Here is a 17132-nt window from a genome sequence, read left to right on the forward strand (position 1 = left end):
TCTCCGCGACGTATCGCGCCGCCGGCCGCGGGGGCTATCGGGCGCGCTCGTTCCATGCTATGGGCCAGGCAGGCACGCCCCAGACTGTCGGAGGGAGTCATGCTGGCCCACCACGACATTTCCGCAACCGCTCCCGTCATAAACGTCTCCCGGGCCAAACGCCAGGACATAAGCCTGGACCGCTACGCCGGCTTGTGGGTGACGCCCGAGGCCGAGGCCCTGTGGGACGAGTTGGCCCGGGAGGTCTACCCGAGCGACGACGTGTCCTCGTCGTTGCGCAACCGCTTCTACCTGGAACAGCACCGGGCCTTCGCCGCAAACCATTCCCAGCCCGTGTCCGTCAACCTCGCCGCCGGCTTCTCCGACTACGCCTACCTCCTGGGGCCGCAGTGGCGCTGCGTGGAAACCGACTCTCCCGGCATCGTCGAGGCCAAGGCAGAGCGGACCGCCGCCTGGGAGGCCGAAGGGCGCCTGCCCCGGCGCGACGTCCTGTATTTCGGGGCCGACCTGGTGCGGGGCGTGGAGAACCTGGGCCGGGAACTGCCCGGCTGGATCGGCGGCCGGCCGGCCCTGGTCATGCTGGAGGGCGTCACCTACTATCTGCCCCGCCTGGTCCTGGAGTGGCTGTTCGGGCTGTTGGCCGCAAACCTGCCGACCGGCTCGCGCCTGGCCTTCGAACACTGGCCGCCCGATGCCGCCACCTACCCGGTCTTCGTGCGGCTCAACGCCTACCTGCAAAACCGCTTCGGCTGGGCCGTCCCGGCCTACGACCTGTTCGACGCGGCCTACGTGGCCGGGCTGCCCGGTTTCCGGCTGCTGGAGGCCACGGACATCGCCGCCGTCGAGGCGCGCTGGACAAATGGCCGCCTTCTGGCCGACCGCGCGGCCAGGTTGCCGATCTTTTTCTGCCTGCTGGAAAAAAGCTGAGGCCGGTGGCGGCCACTGCCGCCTGGGGGCGATGTCGGCAAGGCCGGGCGGCCAGGTCCGCAGGCGTCGTGCGCTGGCGTCGTCGGTTGGTGTCGCGGGCCGTCGCCGCCCGACCGGGGCAAGGCCGGGGCAACCGGGCGGCGGCCGGTCAGCCGGCCACGACCACGGGCAGCTCGGCCCAGGCCGTGGTGTAGCGCGGCGAACGTCTGGCCTGGCGCATGGCCCAGGGCCGGTCGATGCTGCGGGCGGCGCTGTAGAGCGTGTCGCGGCCCCATTTGGCGTTGACCGCGTCCAGGGCGGCCATGAGCCGTTTTTCGCGGCCGGCTTGCGGCCCTGGCGCGTCGAGCAGGGACAGCTGGCGGCCGACTTCGCGTTCCAGGCCGGTGAGGATCACCCCGGCCTTCTTGTAGCGGTGGCCGGGCCGGAAGAGGTCGGCCAGGGCGGCCTGGGCGAGGTGGATCAGGGTCGGGGTGTGGGCCGTGGGGGCCGTGGGCGCGGCCACGCCCATGCCGGCGTAGGGCGGGCGGCCCGTGGCGTCGGCATAGGTCTGGACGAAAACCTGCACGCCGCCGGCGACCAGCCCCTTGGCCCGCAGCTTGGCCGCCGCCCGGGAGACGTAGTCGGTCACGGCCTCGGCCAGGGGCTCCCGGCGGGTGACCGCCTGGCCGAAGGAGCGCGAGGTCATGATGGTCTTGGGGGCCGGCGGGGCCGCCTCCAGGTCGATGCAGGAAAAACCGCGCAATTCGAGCAAGGTGTGCACACCGCGCACGGTCATGCGCTTTTGGACGAACTCCCGGGGCAGGTCGCGGAACTGCCGGGCGGTGGCGATGCCGTGGCGGGCCAGCATGGCGGCGTGGCGGCGGCCGATGCCCCAGACTTCCTCGGCCGGCAGCCCCTCCAGCAGGCCGTCCGGGTCGGGATGGGCGGCCAGGTCGAGCACGCCGCCGGTGCGCGGGTCCTTCTTGGCGGCCCGGTTGGCCAGCTTGGCCAGGGTCTTGGTGGGGGCGATGCCGATGGAGACTGGGATGCCCGTCCAGCGGCCGACCATCTCCCGGATGCGCCGGGCCTGGGCTTCGGCCCCGCCGGGCAGGCCGGTGAGGTCCAGGAAGGCCTCGTCGATGGAATAGACCTCCAGGCGCGGGGCCAGCCGGGACAGCACGCTCATGACCCGGGCCGACATGTCGCCGTAGAGCGCGTAGTTGGAGGAAAAAACGGCCACGCCGTGGCGCCGGAACAGTTCCCGGCACTGGAAAGCCGGCGCGCCCATGGGCACGCCCACGGCCTTGGCCTCGGCCGAGCGGGCGATGACGCAGCCGTCGTTGTTGGACAGCACCACCACGGGCTTGCCTGCCAGGTGCGGGGCGAAGACGCGTTCGCACGAGGCGTAGAAGTTGTTGCAGTCGACCAGGGCGAAGGTGGTCTGGCTCATGGCCGGCAGGCGTCGTGGATGATGTAGGTGACCACGCCCCAGACCTCGAAGGAGGCTTCGGGGCCGACTTCCACCGGGGCGTAGTCGGGGTTGTCCGGGGTCAGGAACAGGCGGCCGTTTTTGCGGCGCAGGCGCTTGACCGTGAGTTCCCCGTCCAGGGCGGCGATGACGATGTGGCCGTCGCGGGCCTCCATGGCCCGGTCCACCACCAGGATGTCGCCCGAGGCGATGCCGGCGTCGCGCATGGAGTCGCCGGAAACGCGCACGAAGAAGGTGGCGGCCGGGTGGCGCACCAGGTGCTCGTTTAAGTCGAGCTTCTTGTCGATGTAATCCTCGGCCGGCGAGGGAAAGCCCGCCGGCACGGTGGCCAGGTATAGCGGCAGCCCGAGGGCGGCGCGCCGTTCGAATCCGAATATTTCCAGTTTCATGGGTCGTGCCTTTGGCGGTCGGGGCCAGGCTTTTGGGCCTGGCCGGGGTGTCCGCCGGCCCCGGGCGTCAGGTCGCGCGGACTCCCCTTATGAGCCCAGCCTAACCAGGGTCGGGGGTGTTGCCAAGCCCGATCCGGGCCTGGCGTCGCCGGGGGCGCGGCACCCCGCAGGCGTGGGTGCGCCGGGTGTTGCCGATCCGTCCGGGCCTGCCGTTGCCGGGCGCCAGGGACGGCAGGACGTGTTTTGCGTCCGAAAAATGCCGAAAAGACGTGTTATGCGTCCTCGTCCCGGCGTCCCAGGATGCGGCGCAGGGTGTCCTTGGAAATGCCCAGTTCGCGGCAGGCGGCGTTGCGGTTGCCGCCGTGGCGGGACACGGCTTCCTGGGCGGCCTGGAAGCGGATCTCCGCCATGGTGCGGACTTTGGGGCAGGCCTGGCCGGCCGGGAGGCCGCGCAGGTGCTCGGGCAGGTGGCAGGGCTCGATCACCCGGCCCTGGCACAGGATGGCCGCGTATTCGATGATGTTTTCCAGCTCGCGGATGTTGCCCGGGTAGTCGTGGCCCATGAGCCGTTCCATGGCCTCGGGGCTGACGGAGGCGATGTTTTTGGCCACGGCCATGCGGCAGCGGCCGAGCACCCGCTCGACGAGCAGCGGCACGTCGCCTGGGCGTTCACGCAGGGGCGGGATGCGGATGACCACGACGCTGAGGCGGTAGTAGAGGTCCTGGCGGAACTTGCCCTCGGCCACCATGCGGCCGAGGTCGCGGTTGGTGGCGGCGATGACCCGCACGTCGGCCGGCACGGTCTCCACGCCGCCCAGGGGTTCGTAGGAGCGTTCCTGGAGGGCGCGCAGGATTTTCGCCTGCATGGCGTAGGGCAGGTCGCCGATTTCGTCCAGGAGCAGGGTGCCGGAGTCGGCCAGGGCGAAGCGGCCGGGCTTGTCCTTGCGGGCGTCGGTGAACGCCCCGGACTTGTAGCCGAAAAGCTCCGATTCCATGAGCTGTTCCGGCAGGGCGCCGCAGTTGACGGCCACGAACGGGCCGCCGCCGCGCTGGGACAGCTTGTGGATGGCCCGGGCGAAGACCTCCTTGCCCGTGCCCGATTCGCCAAGCAGCAGCACCGTGGAGTCGCTCTGGGCGATCTGGGGCAGCATGCGCACGATTTCGGACAGCTGCGCGTCGCGCGTGCCGAAGTCGTCCAGGGGCTGCAACCCGGCCAGCCGGCTGACGAAGCCGCCGCCGGACAGGTCGCGGAAGACCTGCACCCCGCCGACGACCATGCCGCCCGTGGCCCAGATGGGGGCCACGCTCACGCACACCGGCACGTCCGGGCAGCCGGTGCGCCGCAGGGTCACGATGCGGTTGGCGATGGGCCGGGCCTCTTCCATGCACTGGCGCAGCACGCAGACCGTGCGGCAGTTGGTGACGCCGAAGACTTCCCGGCAGGTGCGGCCCACGGCCTCGGCCGGGTCCATGCGGGCGATCTCGCCGGCGGCCAGATTGCAGTAGCGCACGATGAAGTCGCGATCCACGGCGAACACGGCGTCGGCCACGTTTTCCAGGGCAAAGGCGCAGGTATCGTCTCCGGGAAAGGTATCGAGGGGTCGCTTCATGCCTTCTCCGACAAGGTGGTGCTGCGCCGCCAGTGTGCGTTCCCGTGGGGGCGAGGTCAACAGGGGCGGAAGCAAAAGTCGTCCTTAGCACAGGGTGTCGGCAAATGGAAAGGTATAACATCTTGAAATAAAAAAATATTCAATTAGGCACGAAAAGTGCTTTTTTTCGCAAGCAAACACGAGCATCCGCTCCAAGGAGAAACGATATGGACCTGACCCTCACCCTGACCGGCGTCTGCTGCGATCTGGCCCTGCATCCCGTCAGCGAAGAGAATGCCGCCCGCGTCTGCATGCTGGGCGAGAACCTCTACAAGACCAATTCGCTGGAGTGGTGGCGGGCCAACGGCAACAACACCTGCGCCATGCGCCTGACCCGGGATTCGCGCCTCGAGGCGGCGCTGGGCGGCCTGCCGGTGCATCTCGATGCGGCGCGCATCGCCACCTCCGCCGTGGAGCTGACCCAGCGCGAGTTGCTGGACAGCCCCGAAGGCCAGGTCTGCCTGCTCGGCTACGACGACGAGGCCTGTTCCCGGACCTGGTCCTGGCACGGCGTGACGGAGTGCAGCCCGGAGAAGTTTTCGTTTCTGGTGCAGCGCTGGGACCGGATTTTAGGCGAGACGGATTACCTGGTCCTGGCCGACGTGCTGTATGACGGCCGTCCGGCGGACGGCGCGGCCTGGGGCGAGAGCCAGGGATTCAGCTTCCGCGAGCCCCTGGTGGTGCCCATGGACGTGGTACGCGACGAGCTTGGCGCGGCCGAGCGCCGGGCCGCCTAAACGACGTATGCACAGGGACAGCGGGACCTGACCCCTCCCGCGCCCGTAGCCGGCGGTCGCCTTCGCGATCCTCGCCCAGCGCCAATCCGGACGCGGCCGCCCTTTGCGATCTCCCGGCCCCACCGGCCACCCCGAGGACAACCGCAACCGAGGGGGCCCCGGCGGGGCCGTTTTGTGTTCGCGGGAATGGCAAGGCCGATCGGTCATCATCACGCCTGGGCGTGGGGAATTGCATGGTGCGAATTTTGCTTGCTTTCCAGAGCAACAATGGGAAAGGAGTTTTTTGCCCATGCCTGAGTTCGCCTCTCGCGTCGACCTTGCTTCCGTCCGGTCCGTTTCCGCTACGCTCAAAGCGGTGCCCCTCGCCGAAGCGTCAGATGATCTCTTTGAACAGATCATGACGGCGAAGAAAACGATGCTTGAAAATGACTATTCCCAATTGCCGGCCACTTTCACTAATCCAACGTACGCGAAGTACGCCAGCATCGTCGTGAATGGAAAGGTGGTCGCTGAAATTGACAATCATGGATTTGTCACGGCATCGAATTCCATAGCCGGGTCTTGCTCGGACGCTATCAGCAAAGCTGACATGAGCGCCGGTGTGTCGAGCGGCCCCCTGCTCGCGCAAGCGCGGGCGGAACATATTGCCGAGTCCGTCAATGGTTCGATTGTCATGGCTCAAACAGCGATGTCGCAGAGTGCTTTTGATGCTGTGCCTCAACCAAAAGTGACAATCGATTATGAAGCGATGCGAAGGGATCCGCGATATGCGGAGATTGAACAGCTTCAAAAGGCGCACGCCGCGTTTTTGGCGCAGCAACTGGCGCAACAGGATGCCGTGACCTGATGCAGCGCTGAAGTCCCCACGCCAACCTCCTTTTCCCAGGGCGGTCGCCGGTACTGCCGTGACCTGTTCCGTTGCCTTGGCAGTTCCCGGCCCAATCCGAACAGCCCTTGACTCGGGCCGAAACCCGATCCATGAGCGACGCTCACGCTTGCCCCTTTGCGCCTGCCGCCAAATCCCGTACACTGCCGCCCCAGAGCCCCCTTGGGGCCATGCCACCGGCCGCAGCAGCAAGGAGCGCCGCCATGTCCGACCGCATCAGTATTTCCGGCCTGTCCGTCGAAAAAACCCTCTACGGCGTCCTCGCCGACGAAATCCTCCCCGAAACCGGCATAACACCCGAAGCCTTCTTCGCCGCGCTTGCCGCCATCGTCGCCGAACTTGGCCCCAAAAACCGTGAACTCCTCGCCAAACGCGACGCCATGCAGGCCGCCATCGACGTCTGGCACAGCCAGAGGGCCGGCCAGCCCCACGACCCCGATGCCTACCGCTGCTTCCTGGCCGGCATCGGCTACCTGCTGCCCGAAGGCCCGGATTTCGCCATCGAAACCGACGGCGTGGACCCGGAAATCGCCGCCATCCCCGGCCCCCAGCTCGTCGTGCCCATAACCAACGCCCGCTACGCCATAAACGCCGCCAACGCCCGCTTCGGCAGCCTCTACGACGCCCTCTACGGCACCGACGTCATCCCCGAGACCGGCGAGGCGGTCAAACTGCCCGGCTACAACCCGGCCCGGGGCGCCGCCGTGGTGGCCTATGCCGCGAGCTTTCTGGACATGGCCGTGCCGCTGGCCTACGGCCGCCATGCCGACGTGGCCGCCTACAGCGTCGTCGACGGCGCCCTGGCCGTCACCTTCGCCGGCGGCCAGGCCACCGGCCTGGCCCGGCCGGAACATTTCGCCGGCCACACCGGCCCGGCCGAGGCGCCCGCTTCCGTGCTGCTGCGCCAAAACGGCCTGCACCTCGAACTCGTCTTCGACCGCAAGCACCCCGTGGGCGCGGCCAGCCCCTCGGGCCTCAAAGACGTGCTGCTCGAGGCCGCCGTGACCACCATCCTCGACTGCGAGGATTCCGTGGCCGTGGTGGACGGCCCGGACAAGGCGCTGGCCTACCGCAACCTGCTGGGGCTATTTCGCGGCGACCTACGCGCCTCCTTCCAAAAGGGCGGCAAGGCCGTGGAGCGGGGGCTGGCCCCGGACCGCTGGTACGCCGCGCCCGGCGGCGGCGAACTGGTCCTGCCCGGGCGCAGCCTCCTGTTCGTGCGCAACGTCGGGCACCTCATGACCACCGACGCCGTCCGCGACAGCGCGGGCGAGGAAATCCCCGAGGGCATGCTCGACGCCCTGGCCACGGCCGCCGCGGGCCTCCACGACCTGACCGGCAAGGGGCCGCTGCGCAACAGCCGGGCCGGCAGCATCTACATCGTCAAGCCCAAGATGCACGGCCCAGGCGAGGTCGCCTTTGCCTGCGCGCTGTTCGACCGTGTCGAGGACGCCCTGGGCCTGGCCCGCGACACGCTCAAGATCGGCGTCATGGACGAGGAGCGGCGCACCTCGCTCAACCTCAAGGAATGCGTGCGCGCCGCCAAATCGCGCATCGTCTTCATCAACACCGGCTTTCTCGACCGCACCGGCGACGAGATCCACACCGTCATGGAGGCCGGGCCGGTGGTGCCCAAGGGCGCCATGCGCGCCGAACCCTGGATGGCCGCCTACGAGGACGGCAACGTCGACGTGGGCTTGGCCTGCGGCTTTTGCGGCCGGGCGCAGATCGGCAAGGGCATGTGGGCCAAGCCGGACAGGATGGCCGAGATGGTGGCCACCAAGATCGAACATCCCCGGGCCGGGGCCAACTGCGCCTGGGTGCCGTCGCCCACGGCCGCGACCCTGCACGCCATGCACTACCACGCCGTGGACGTCTTCGACCGCCAGCGCGAACTGGCTGCCCGCAAGCCCGCCGACCGCGACACCCTGCTGACCCTGCCGCTTTTGGGGGAAAAACGCCCCACGGCCGAGGAGGTGACCCGGGAACTGGAAACCAACGCCCAGAGCATCCTCGGCTACGTCTCGCGCTGGGTGGACCAGGGCATCGGCTGCTCCAAGGTGCCGGATTTGACCGACGTCGGCCTCATGGAGGACCGGGCGACCCTGCGCATCTCCAGCCAGCACATCGCCAACTGGCTGCGCCACGGCCTGTGCGACGAGGAGCAGGTCCTCGACGTCCTGCGGCGTATGGCCGCCGTGGTCGACCGCCAAAACGCCCTGGACCCGGCCTACCGGCCCATGGCCCCGGATTTCGAGGCCAGCCAGGCCTTCGCCGCCGCCCGCGACCTGATTGTGCGGGGCCGCGAACAACCCAGCGGCTACACCGAGCCCATCCTGCACGCCCGGCGCCGCCTGGCCAAGGCCGGGAAATAAGGTCCCGGGCCGCTCACGGAGGTTTTGCCGCCATGCTTGCCGCGCATTGGGTGAAGATCGGCCTCATGCTCCTGGCCTTCCTGCTGGCCACGCCGCATCCGCCGTCCGGATTGGCCTCCTCGGAAGGCGGCCACGGTGGCGATGCAAAAAAAAGCGAGAAGAAGGGCGACAAGAAGGACGCCGGCAAACCCGAAAACGGGGCCATCGTCATCGGGCCGCTGACCGTCAACGTGCTCAGCAACAAGGGCTACCGCTATTTGCGCCTGGCCATGCGCGTCGAATGCGAGGACAACGCCGCGGCCGAGCGGATCACCCTGCCCGACGCGCGCCAGGACCTCGTCTTCACGCTGTCGACCAAACTGGCCGAGGACCTCTTGTCCAATGCCGGCAAGATGGCCCTGCGCCAGGAGCTCATCGACCTGTTTGGCAAGTACGCCGGCCAGGGCAAGGTGAAAAACATCTATTTTCAGGAATTCGTCTTTCAATAACGGAGGTCGTCGTGTTCGCAGGTATTTCCGAGGCCATGGCCGCGCGCATGCGCGAACTGGAAGCCATCGACGCCGCTGACCGCGGCGACGGCACGCCCCATGCCAAGCGCCTGCGCCAGGTCTCCCCGGACACCGGGCGTTTCCTGGCCATCCTGGCCGCCGCCGCCCCGGCCGGCAAGCTGGTCGAGGTCGGTACCAGCGCCGGCTATTCCGCCTTGTGGCTGTCGCTGGCCTGCCGAGCCCGGGGCGGCGAGCTCGCCACCATCGACCGCGACCCGGACAAGATGGCCTTGGCCGAGGAGACCCTGCGCCGCACCGGCACCGCCGACGTGGTGCGCCTGGTGCGCGGCGACGCCCTGGAAGCCCTGGCCGCCATGGACTCCCTGGCCTTCGCCTTCATCGACGCCAACCGCGACGTGCTGCTGGCCTGCGCGCGGTGCGTCACGGACCGGCTCGTGCCCGGCGGGATACTGACGGCCGACAACGTCATCAGCCACGCCCACGAGATCCCCGGCGTGGTGGAGGCGATCCTGGGCGATCCCCGCCTCGACGGCGTGGTCGTGCCCATCGGTTCGGGCGTGCTGCTGGCCAGGCGCCGCGCCTAGGCCTGGCCCGGCGACACGAAAGCTTCACGCAACCGAGGGCTTGGCGATGCGCCGGCCCGTATGCTAGCCTTTGGGCGAATGTGATCCGGGCAGGGGTGTTGGTGTAACATTCGCGGCAACGGGGAGGTGGTGATGCGTGGCGATGCGGCGAGACTGGGCACGATCGTGCTATTGCTTGTCCTTGGCATGTTCATTGCCGACGCCGGCCCGTGCTTTTCCCGCACGAACGAGCCTGCCCCGGTCATCGTGCTGGCCGCGGCCCCGACCAAATACGTGATCAAGTCCGGGGACACCATCAATGTCCTGGCCCAGCGCTTCAAGGTGCCGGCGGCGGCCATCCTGCGGGCCAACCCGGGGCTTAATCCCGGCTCCCTGCAGATCGGCAAGGCCATCGTCATCCCCGCGCCCGGCCAGGCCGCGCCGGCCGCGCCCGAGGAACCCGCCGCACCGGCGGCCGCGAGCCCGGCCAAGCCCCAAGGCATCGAACTGCGGCCCGAAAAAGCGCCCCAGGCCACCCCGGCCCCAGGCGGCGGGCTCAAGGAACATGACCTGGCCGAGCCGGCGGCCAAATCGCCGTCAGCCGCCCCGGCGCCGGCTTCGCTGCCCGTGCCGGCCCGAACGGCTGCCGCCGCGGTTGCCCCGGCCACGGCCGGGGCGCCAAAGCCGGACAGCCCCGCCGCCGATGCCCTCCCGGGCAAGGTGGCCGCGCCACTGACGGAGCATGCGGCCGCTCCCGTGGCCGTGGAGAAGGTAGGGGACCGCACGCGGTTTTCCGTGGGCGGCCAGGCGTTTTTCGCCGACCAGATCGTGCCCTGGGCCTTGTCCCTGGGCAGCCGGCTGTTTTCGGGGCTGGTGCTGTTTGTTGTCGGCATCTGGGTCGTCGGCCGGCTGACGGCGGTGCTCGCCCGGATCATGCGCGGCCGCGACATCGCCCCGGAGATCGTCTCCTTCGTGGCCAGCCTGGCCCGCTGGGGACTGGCGCTGGTCGTGCTCATCGCCGCCCTGGGGCAGCTCGGCTTCAATATCAGTTCGCTTTTGGCCCTTTTCGGCGCGGCCGGCCTGGCCGTGAGCCTGGCGCTCAAGGACACGCTGTCCAATTTCGCCTCGGGCGTGATGCTGCTGCTGTTTCGCTATTTCCGCGTGGGCGACACGGTGAGCGTCCCGGGGACGGCCGGCGCGGCCGGCCAGGTCGTGGCCATCGACATCTTCAACACCGTCATCGAGTCCGAAGCCGGCGACACGGTCATCGTGCCCAATGCCAAAATCGTCGGCAACGTCATCGTGGTCAGCCCGGCCAAGGCGCCGCCGCCCAAGGCCAGGGGGCGCTAAACGCCTTCCACGGGGGTAAGGCGGCCTCCCTGTAACCGGTAGACGGTCTGGATTTCCGGGATGACGTCGCCCGGGCGGTGCACGGCGGCAATGACCGTGACCCCGCTGCGGGCCGCCGCCGACACGGCGGCCATGGCCCGGCGGCGCGACGGGCCGTCGAGGCCGGAAAAGGGCTCGTCGAGCAGCAGCAGCCGGGGCTCGCCGACCATGGCCCGGGCCAGGAACAGCCGCCGCGTCTGGCCGGCCGACAGCCGGCCGAGCCTGCGCCCGGCCAGGTCGGCCACGCCGAAAAAGTCCATCCAGCGCCGGGCCGCCGCCAGGTCCCTTTCCGACGGTTCCGCGTAGATGCCGATGGTGGCCGCGATGCCCGAGGTCACCAGCTCCAGGGCGGACAGCTCCTTGTCGTAGTCGGCCTCCAGTTCGAAGGAGACCAGGCCGATGCGCCGGCGGATGTCGCGCAGGTCGGTGAAGCCTTCCGGCGCGGCCAGCCCCGGGCGCCAGGCCCGGCCGCCCAGGGCCGGATGGAGCTCCCCGGCGATGAGCTTTAACAGCGTCGATTTGCCCGCGCCGTTGGCCCCGAAAACCGCCAGGTGCCCGCCCGGGCGCACGGTCAGGTCGATGTCCGTCAGGATGGCCCGGCGCTCCAGGTAGACCGTGGCCGCCTCCAACACCACCAGGGGAAGGCCGTCCGCTTCCGCAGCCGGCGCTGTGTGCTCCCCTTCGGCCATGGCCCGGGACGGGACGGCGGGCAGCTCCCGCGACGGGCCGTCCATGGCCCGGCGGTAGCGGTCAAGCACGTCGGGCGCCGGGCCGCTGTCGATGATACGGCCGCCGGCCAGCGTGAGGCCCCTGGCCGGCCCGGGTGGCGGCGTGGCGCCCTGGTGGCTGGTGAGCACGATGGCCGCGCCGTCGGCCGCCGCCTGGGCCACGGCCTGGCCGGCCGTTTCCCGGGCGGCTTCGTCCAGGCCGTCGAGGAATTCGTCCAGAAACAGCACCAGCGGCCGGGTGGCCAGGGCCCGGGCCAGAAGCACCGCCCGCAACTGGCCGTTGGACAGGGCGGCCACGGGCGTGTCCAGCAGATGGCCGATGGCGAGCCGGGCGGCCACCGCCTCCAGCCGGGCCAGTTCCGCCGGTTTGGGCCCGCCCTGGACGTAGACGGCGTCGCGCATGCCGGCCAGGATCACCGTGCGGGCCGGCAGGTGGGCGCACAGCCGCTTGGTCGCCCGCTGGGCTTCCGGGGAGACGATGCCGAAGCGCTGCCGCACGCCGATGGGCGAGGCCCGGCCCGGCCCGTCGCCGCACCGGTAGAGGCGCTCGCCCCGGCCGTCGTCGTCGGGCCAGATGTCGCCGCGCAAAAGGCGCAGGAGCGTGGACTTGCCCGAGCCGTTGCCGCCAAGCACGAGCCAGGCCTCGCCCGGGGCGACGGTCAGGGAGATGTCGGACAAAACCGGCCGGCCGCCGAGGCTGACGCCGGCATGGGAGAGCGTGATGCGAAGGGTGGTTGGCTGCATGGCAATAAACGCAAAACGGGCCCTCCGAGGAAGGCCCGTGGGATGTCCGCAAGGTTGTGGCCCTAGAGCAGGCCGGCCTCGGTCAGGGCGGCCTTGAGTTTTTCCCGGTTGGCCGGCGACAGCGGCACCATGGGCAGCCTGACCTCGAAGGGGAAGCGGCCCATCATGGCCAGCGCTTCCTTGGCCGGGGCCGGGTTGGTTTCCAGGAACGCCGCCCGGTACAGCGGGCTCATGAAATAGTGCAGCGCCTTGGCCTTGGCGAGGTCACCGGCCAGGGCCGCCTCGCACATGGCCGACATCTTGTCCGGCACGAAGTTGGAGACCACCGAAATCACGCCGCGCCCGCCGATGGTGATGGTGGGCAGGGCCGTGAAGTCGTCGCCGGAAAGCACCTGGAAGTCCTCGCCGCAAAATTCCAGCACGCGCGAAACCTGGTTGAGGTCGCCCGTGGCCTCCTTGACGCCGATGACCTGCGGGATTTCCTTTTTCAAAATGGCCAGGGTCTCGGGCAGGAGGTTGACGGCCGTGCGGCTCGGCACGTTGTAGACGATAAACGGCATGTCCACCCGTTCGCCGATGGCCTTGAAATGGGCGACCAGGCCGGCCTGGGTCGGTTTGTTGTAGTAGGGGGTGATCAGGAGCGCGCCGTCGGCCTTGGCGTCCTTGGCGTCCTGGGTGAGGTCGATGGCCTCGCGGGTGTTGTTCGAGCCGGCTCCGGCCAGGACGGGGACACGGCCTTTGACCTGGTCCACGCAGATGCGAATGACCCGTTTGTGCTCGTCGTGGGAGAGCGTGGCCGATTCGCCCGTGGTGCCGCAGGGGACAAGCCCGTGGATGCCCTGCTCGATCTGCCATTCGATGAGGGCGCGGTAGGCTTCCTCATCCACCTCGCCGTTTCGAAAGGGCGTCACCAGTGCCGTGATTGCGCCTCGAAACTCCATAAGGACCTCCTTGGAAGAATAAACCCCGTCATTCCCTAGAATGTTTTTGCCTTCCAGGCAAGTGCGACGGGCATTAAAACCAAAAAATTCAATAGGGCAAAGTGGTTTGCGCCGATTGCCGCCCTGGCGCGCCCTTGCCCGGTGCCGCGCGATAGGCTAACCTCTCCGCCTCCGCCGGTCGCGCATCGGTCACCGGCGACGGCTTGCCCCGCCAAAAGGAACGCCTCATGGCCAAGACCACCCGGGCGACCCAGGCCCTTGCCAAGGCCGGTGTCGCCTTTACCGTCCTCGAATACGCCTACGATGCCGACGCGGGCCATATCGGGCTGCACGCCGCCCAGGCCATCGGCGAGCCGCCCGCCCGGGTGCTCAAGACGCTCATGGTGCGCGTCGACGGCAAGGTCGCCTGCGCCGTGATCCCGTCGGGCGGCGAGCTGTCCATGAAGCGCCTGGCCGCCGCGCTAAAGGGCAAGGCGGCGGCCATGCTGCCCCCGGCCGAGGCCGAAAAGGCCACCGGCTACCACGTCGGCGGCATCAGCCCCTTCGGCCAGCGCAAGGCCGTGCCCACGGCCCTGGAGGAAGCGGCCCTGGCCGAGCCCTACGTCATCATCAATGCCGGCCAGCGCGGCGTCATGGTGCGCCTGTCCCCGGCCGAGGCCGTGCGCGTGCTGCGGGCCGTCACCGCGCCGCTTCTGGCCTAGGGGCGCGTGTTTGCCTCGGTTGCGGGCAAACACTATTTTTGCGGGTGTCGCCGCGCACGACCGCCACGCTTCGCTGCGAGGCCATTGCGGCCAGCGGCGCACCGCAACCGCCAAGGAGCCTGCCATGTCGCGCCGCCCGGTTTTTTCACTGCTTGTCGCCTGTTGCCTGGCCTTGTGGCCGCTGGCCGTTTCGGCCCAAACCGACGCCCCCATCGGCCCCGGGGCCGTCTGGCAGCCGTCGGGAGAGGCTCTTACCGCCTGCCTGGGCCAAAGCGCCGAGCCCGCCGGCTGCCTCGTCCGGGTCATGGCCGAAACCGGGGCGTCGCCCGAGGCACTGGACGTCACCAAGCGCCTGGACGGCGAGGGCTACCTGCAGGCCTTTCGCGACACGGGCCGGGTGGATGTGGCCACGGTCGTTTTTCCCCTGCGGGCCAACTCCAACGAGGTGGCCTACCTGGTCAACGGCCAGCCCAGGCTCGTGAGCAGCGAACTCGACGAGGACGCGCTGCCCCTGGCCGGCAACGCCCGGTACGCGGCCCTGAAAAAGGCCTATCCCGAGGTCCTGTTCTGGCCCGTGGGCGAGGGGCCGCGCAGCGTCGAAACCCTCCCCGACGGCGGCCAGGGCTTCGTCTTCGGCTATGCGCTCCTCAACGGCTGCCACGCCTGCGAGGTGCTCGGGCAGGCCGTCGTGTCCCTCGATTTCGGCCCGGACGGGCGCTACCACGGGCCGCGCCTTGTCGGCGTGGAAGCTGCTCCCTAGGGCGTTGGCCGCATCCCCCCCATGAACACCCCACGCGCCGTCCTCAAGTCCGTCTTTGGCTACGACCGCTTCCGGGGGCCGCAGGAGGCGGTCATCGACCATGTCTGCGCCGGCGGCGACGCCTTGGTCCTCATGCCGACCGGCGGCGGCAAGTCGCTGTGCTACCAGGTCCCGGCCTTGCTGCGCCGGGGCCTGGCCGTGGTCGTCTCGCCGCTTATTGCGCTCATGCGCGACCAGGTCAGCGCCCTGACCGCCCTGGGCGTGGCCGCCGGGGCGCTTCATTCGGGCCTGACCCCGGCGGCGGCCCGGGAAACCATGGCCGCGTTGACCGCCGGGAGGCTGGATATCCTCTACGTCGCCCCGGAACGGGCGCTTAGCCCGTCGTTCGGTGCCCTTCTCGCCAATATCCCCCTGGCCCTTTTCGCCATTGACGAGGCCCACTGCGTGTCCCAGTGGGGCCACGAATTCCGGCCGGAGTACCTGCAACTGGCCGAGCTGGCCGGCCGCTATCCCGGCACGCCGCGCCTGGCGCTGACGGCCACGGCCGACCGGCCGACCCGGGCCGACATCCTCGAGCGCCTGGAACTGCGCCAGGCCCGGGTCTTCGCCACCGGTTTCGACCGGCCCAACATCCGCTACCGGGTGGAAGCCAAGGACGATCCCCGGCGGCGGCTTTTGCGCTTTATCCGCGACGAACACCCCGGCCAGTCGGGCATCGTCTACCGGCTTTCGCGCCAGAAGGTCGAGGACCTGGCGCAGTGGCTGGCAGACAACGGGGTTTCGGCCCTGGCCTATCATGCCGGGCTGCCGGCGGCCGAGCGCGACGCCCGCCAGGACCGCTTCATGCGCGAGGAGGGCATCGTCATGGTGGCCACCGTCGCCTTCGGCATGGGCGTGGACAAGCCCGACGTGCGTTTCGTGGCCCACCTCGACCCGCCCAAGAGCCTGGAGGCCTACCATCAGGAGACCGGCCGGGCCGGGCGCGACGGCGAGCCGGCCGAGGCGTTGCTGCTCCATGCGCCGGCCGATTTCGGGGCGCTGCGCCGGCTGATCGACCCCGAGGGCACGGGCGAGGGCCGGCGCCGGGTGGAGCTGGCCAAGCTCGAGGCCATGGCCGGCTACTGCGAATCCGACGCCTGCCGCCGCCAGACGGTGCTCGGCTATTTCGGCGAGGACCTGCCCGAACCCTGCGGCAACTGCGATGCCTGCCTCGACCCCAGGCCCCCGGTGGACGCCACCGTCCCGGCCCAGAAAGCCCTGTCGTGCGTCTATCGCACCGGCCAGCGCTTCGGGGCCGCCCACGTCATCGACGTGCTGCTGGGAAAGCCCACGACCCGGGCCGTGCAGTGCGGCCACACCGAGCTTTCCACCTTCGGCATCGGCACGGAACTGACCAAGGACCAGTGGAAGGCCCTTGTGCGCCGGCTGGCCGCCATGGGGGCGCTGTCCCCCCATCCCGAGGGCCATGGCGGGCTGGTGCTGACCCCGGCGGCCTGGGACATCCTCAAGGGGCGGCGGGAGTTTTCCATGCGCCTGCCGGCCGAAGCCCCAAGGGAGCCGGGCGGCGGGCGCAAGCGGAAGCGGGAGCAGGGGGACAGGCCGCGCCAGGACTGGATCCGGGAGCACCTGACCATGCCCGGTGACGACGCCTTGTGGGAGCGGCTGCGGGCCTGGCGGGCGCAAACGGCCGCAAAGGCCGGCGTGCCGCCCTATGTCGTCTTCCACGACCGCACACTGGTGGAAGTGGCGGCCCGAAAACCCGGGAATTTGGCCGTCTTGGCCGAGGTGCCGGGCATGGGCCGGGCCAAGCTCGAAAAATTCGGCCTGGAACTGCTGGCCATGCTCGACGAGCACTGCGCCGTAAACGGCCGGCAGGTCGCTCCCGCCGCGCCCGAACCGGTCGAACCGGCCGAACCGGCCGAGGCCGTCGCCCGGCGCGAAGCCAAGGCCAAGGGGCCGAGCGAAACGGCTGCCCTGAGCCTGTCGCTTTTTCGGGAACTGGGCACGGCCGGGGCCGTGGCCGAGCGTCGCGGGCTGACCCCGGCGACGGTCCACGGCCATCTGCTCACCTTCGTGCGCCGGGGGGAACTCGACGCCCGCGCGGCGGCCGGGCTCGACGCGGCCACCACGGAGCGCGCCGAGGCAGCCATCCTGGAGGCGCGCCGGGCCGGCTCGATTTGGCTTACCCCCGTGTTCGACGCCCTGGACGGGGAGGTTTCCTACGAGGCCCTGCGTCACCTGCTGGCCGGCCTGTGGGCAAACGGCCGCCTGGGGCCGGGCGGGCCGACGGAATAACGGGCATTCCCACGACGCCGCAATCCCCCAAAGTACCTCCAGGCCAGTGCCGCACGCCGCCATACCCGAGA

General features: G+C 69.6%; 15 protein-coding genes. 10 read left to right on the forward strand and 5 right to left on the reverse strand.

Features of this window, described 5'->3' with window-relative positions:
* The first annotated feature begins 99 nt into the window (after positions 1-99).
* The gene (locus ACP59X_RS10065) at positions 100-927 is read left to right on the forward strand and encodes a class I SAM-dependent methyltransferase (protein ID WP_428568814.1); all 828 of its coding nucleotides are present in this window, start codon (positions 100-102) and stop codon (positions 925-927) included.
* A gap of 148 nt (positions 928-1075) precedes the next feature.
* On the opposite strand, the gene ACP59X_RS10070 is transcribed toward ACP59X_RS10065, so the two are convergent.
* The 3 genes from ACP59X_RS10070 to ACP59X_RS10080 form a co-directional block, all read right to left on the reverse strand.
* Positions 1076-2356 carry a Y-family DNA polymerase gene (locus tag ACP59X_RS10070; RefSeq protein WP_428568817.1) on the reverse strand — a complete coding sequence of 427 codons (1281 nt, stop codon included), beginning with the start codon at positions 2354-2356 and terminating at the stop codon, positions 1076-1078.
* Positions 2353-2784 carry a translesion error-prone DNA polymerase V autoproteolytic subunit gene (umuD, locus tag ACP59X_RS10075; RefSeq protein ID WP_428568820.1) on the reverse strand — a complete coding sequence of 144 codons (432 nt, stop codon included), beginning with the start codon at positions 2782-2784 and terminating at the stop codon, positions 2353-2355. The genes ACP59X_RS10070 and umuD overlap by 4 nt, the downstream gene beginning before the upstream one ends.
* Before the next feature lie 272 nt (positions 2785-3056).
* Complete coding sequence (locus tag ACP59X_RS10080; RefSeq protein WP_428568823.1) at positions 3057-4394, reverse strand: sigma-54 interaction domain-containing protein; 1338 nt, start codon at positions 4392-4394, stop codon at positions 3057-3059.
* Positions 4395-4600: 206 nt separating this feature from the next.
* Between ACP59X_RS10080 and ACP59X_RS10085 the strand changes: the two genes are divergently transcribed.
* The 6 genes from ACP59X_RS10085 (at position 4601) to ACP59X_RS10110 (ending at position 10853) form a co-directional block, all read left to right on the forward strand.
* Positions 4601-5170 carry a hypothetical protein gene (locus tag ACP59X_RS10085; RefSeq protein ID WP_428568826.1) on the forward strand — a complete coding sequence of 190 codons (570 nt, stop codon included), beginning with the start codon at positions 4601-4603 and terminating at the stop codon, positions 5168-5170.
* Between the two features lie 289 nt (positions 5171-5459).
* Positions 5460-6017, forward strand: coding sequence for a hypothetical protein (locus ACP59X_RS10090; protein WP_428568829.1), 558 nt, complete (start codon positions 5460-5462; stop codon positions 6015-6017).
* A 242-nt stretch (positions 6018-6259) separates the two neighbouring features.
* Positions 6260-8431 (forward strand): malate synthase G, encoded by a 2172-nt coding sequence (locus ACP59X_RS10095; protein ID WP_428568832.1) that lies wholly within the window; start codon positions 6260-6262, stop codon positions 8429-8431.
* A gap of 32 nt (positions 8432-8463) precedes the next feature.
* Entirely contained in the window at positions 8464-8919 is a 456-nt protein-coding gene (locus ACP59X_RS10100) for a flagellar basal body-associated FliL family protein (RefSeq protein ID WP_428568834.1), read from the forward strand.
* A gap of 11 nt (positions 8920-8930) precedes the next feature.
* Complete coding sequence (locus ACP59X_RS10105; RefSeq protein ID WP_428568837.1) at positions 8931-9524, forward strand: O-methyltransferase; 594 nt, start codon at positions 8931-8933, stop codon at positions 9522-9524.
* 132 nt (positions 9525-9656) lie between these two features.
* Positions 9657-10853, forward strand: coding sequence for a mechanosensitive ion channel domain-containing protein (locus tag ACP59X_RS10110; RefSeq protein WP_428568841.1), 1197 nt, complete (start codon positions 9657-9659; stop codon positions 10851-10853).
* Here ACP59X_RS10110 and ACP59X_RS10115 read toward each other — a convergent pair.
* Both ACP59X_RS10115 and dapA read right to left on the reverse strand, forming a co-directional pair.
* On the reverse strand, positions 10850-12364 hold the full coding sequence (locus ACP59X_RS10115) for an ATP-binding cassette domain-containing protein (RefSeq protein WP_428568846.1): 1515 nt from the start codon (positions 12362-12364) through the stop codon (positions 10850-10852). The two genes, ACP59X_RS10110 and ACP59X_RS10115, sit on opposite strands and share 4 nt — an antisense overlap.
* A gap of 62 nt (positions 12365-12426) precedes the next feature.
* Entirely contained in the window at positions 12427-13305 is an 879-nt protein-coding gene (dapA, locus tag ACP59X_RS10120; RefSeq protein ID WP_428568849.1) for a 4-hydroxy-tetrahydrodipicolinate synthase, read from the reverse strand.
* Between the two features lie 227 nt (positions 13306-13532).
* Here dapA and ybaK point away from each other — a divergent pair, with 227 nt between their 5' ends.
* From ybaK to recQ, 3 genes are all read left to right on the forward strand, one after another.
* On the forward strand, positions 13533-14006 hold the full coding sequence (ybaK, locus tag ACP59X_RS10125) for a Cys-tRNA(Pro) deacylase (protein WP_428568853.1): 474 nt from the start codon (positions 13533-13535) through the stop codon (positions 14004-14006).
* Positions 14007-14130: 124 nt separating this feature from the next.
* Positions 14131-14766 (forward strand): hypothetical protein, encoded by a 636-nt coding sequence (locus tag ACP59X_RS10130; RefSeq protein WP_428568856.1) that lies wholly within the window; start codon positions 14131-14133, stop codon positions 14764-14766.
* 21 nt (positions 14767-14787) lie between these two features.
* Entirely contained in the window at positions 14788-17061 is a 2274-nt protein-coding gene (gene recQ / locus ACP59X_RS10135) for a DNA helicase RecQ (protein ID WP_428568859.1), read from the forward strand.
* The last annotated feature ends 71 nt before the right edge of the window (positions 17062-17132 follow it).

This window comes from Solidesulfovibrio sp. DCME (assembly GCF_049995385.1).
Lineage (GTDB): Bacteria > Desulfobacterota > Desulfovibrionia > Desulfovibrionales > Desulfovibrionaceae > Solidesulfovibrio.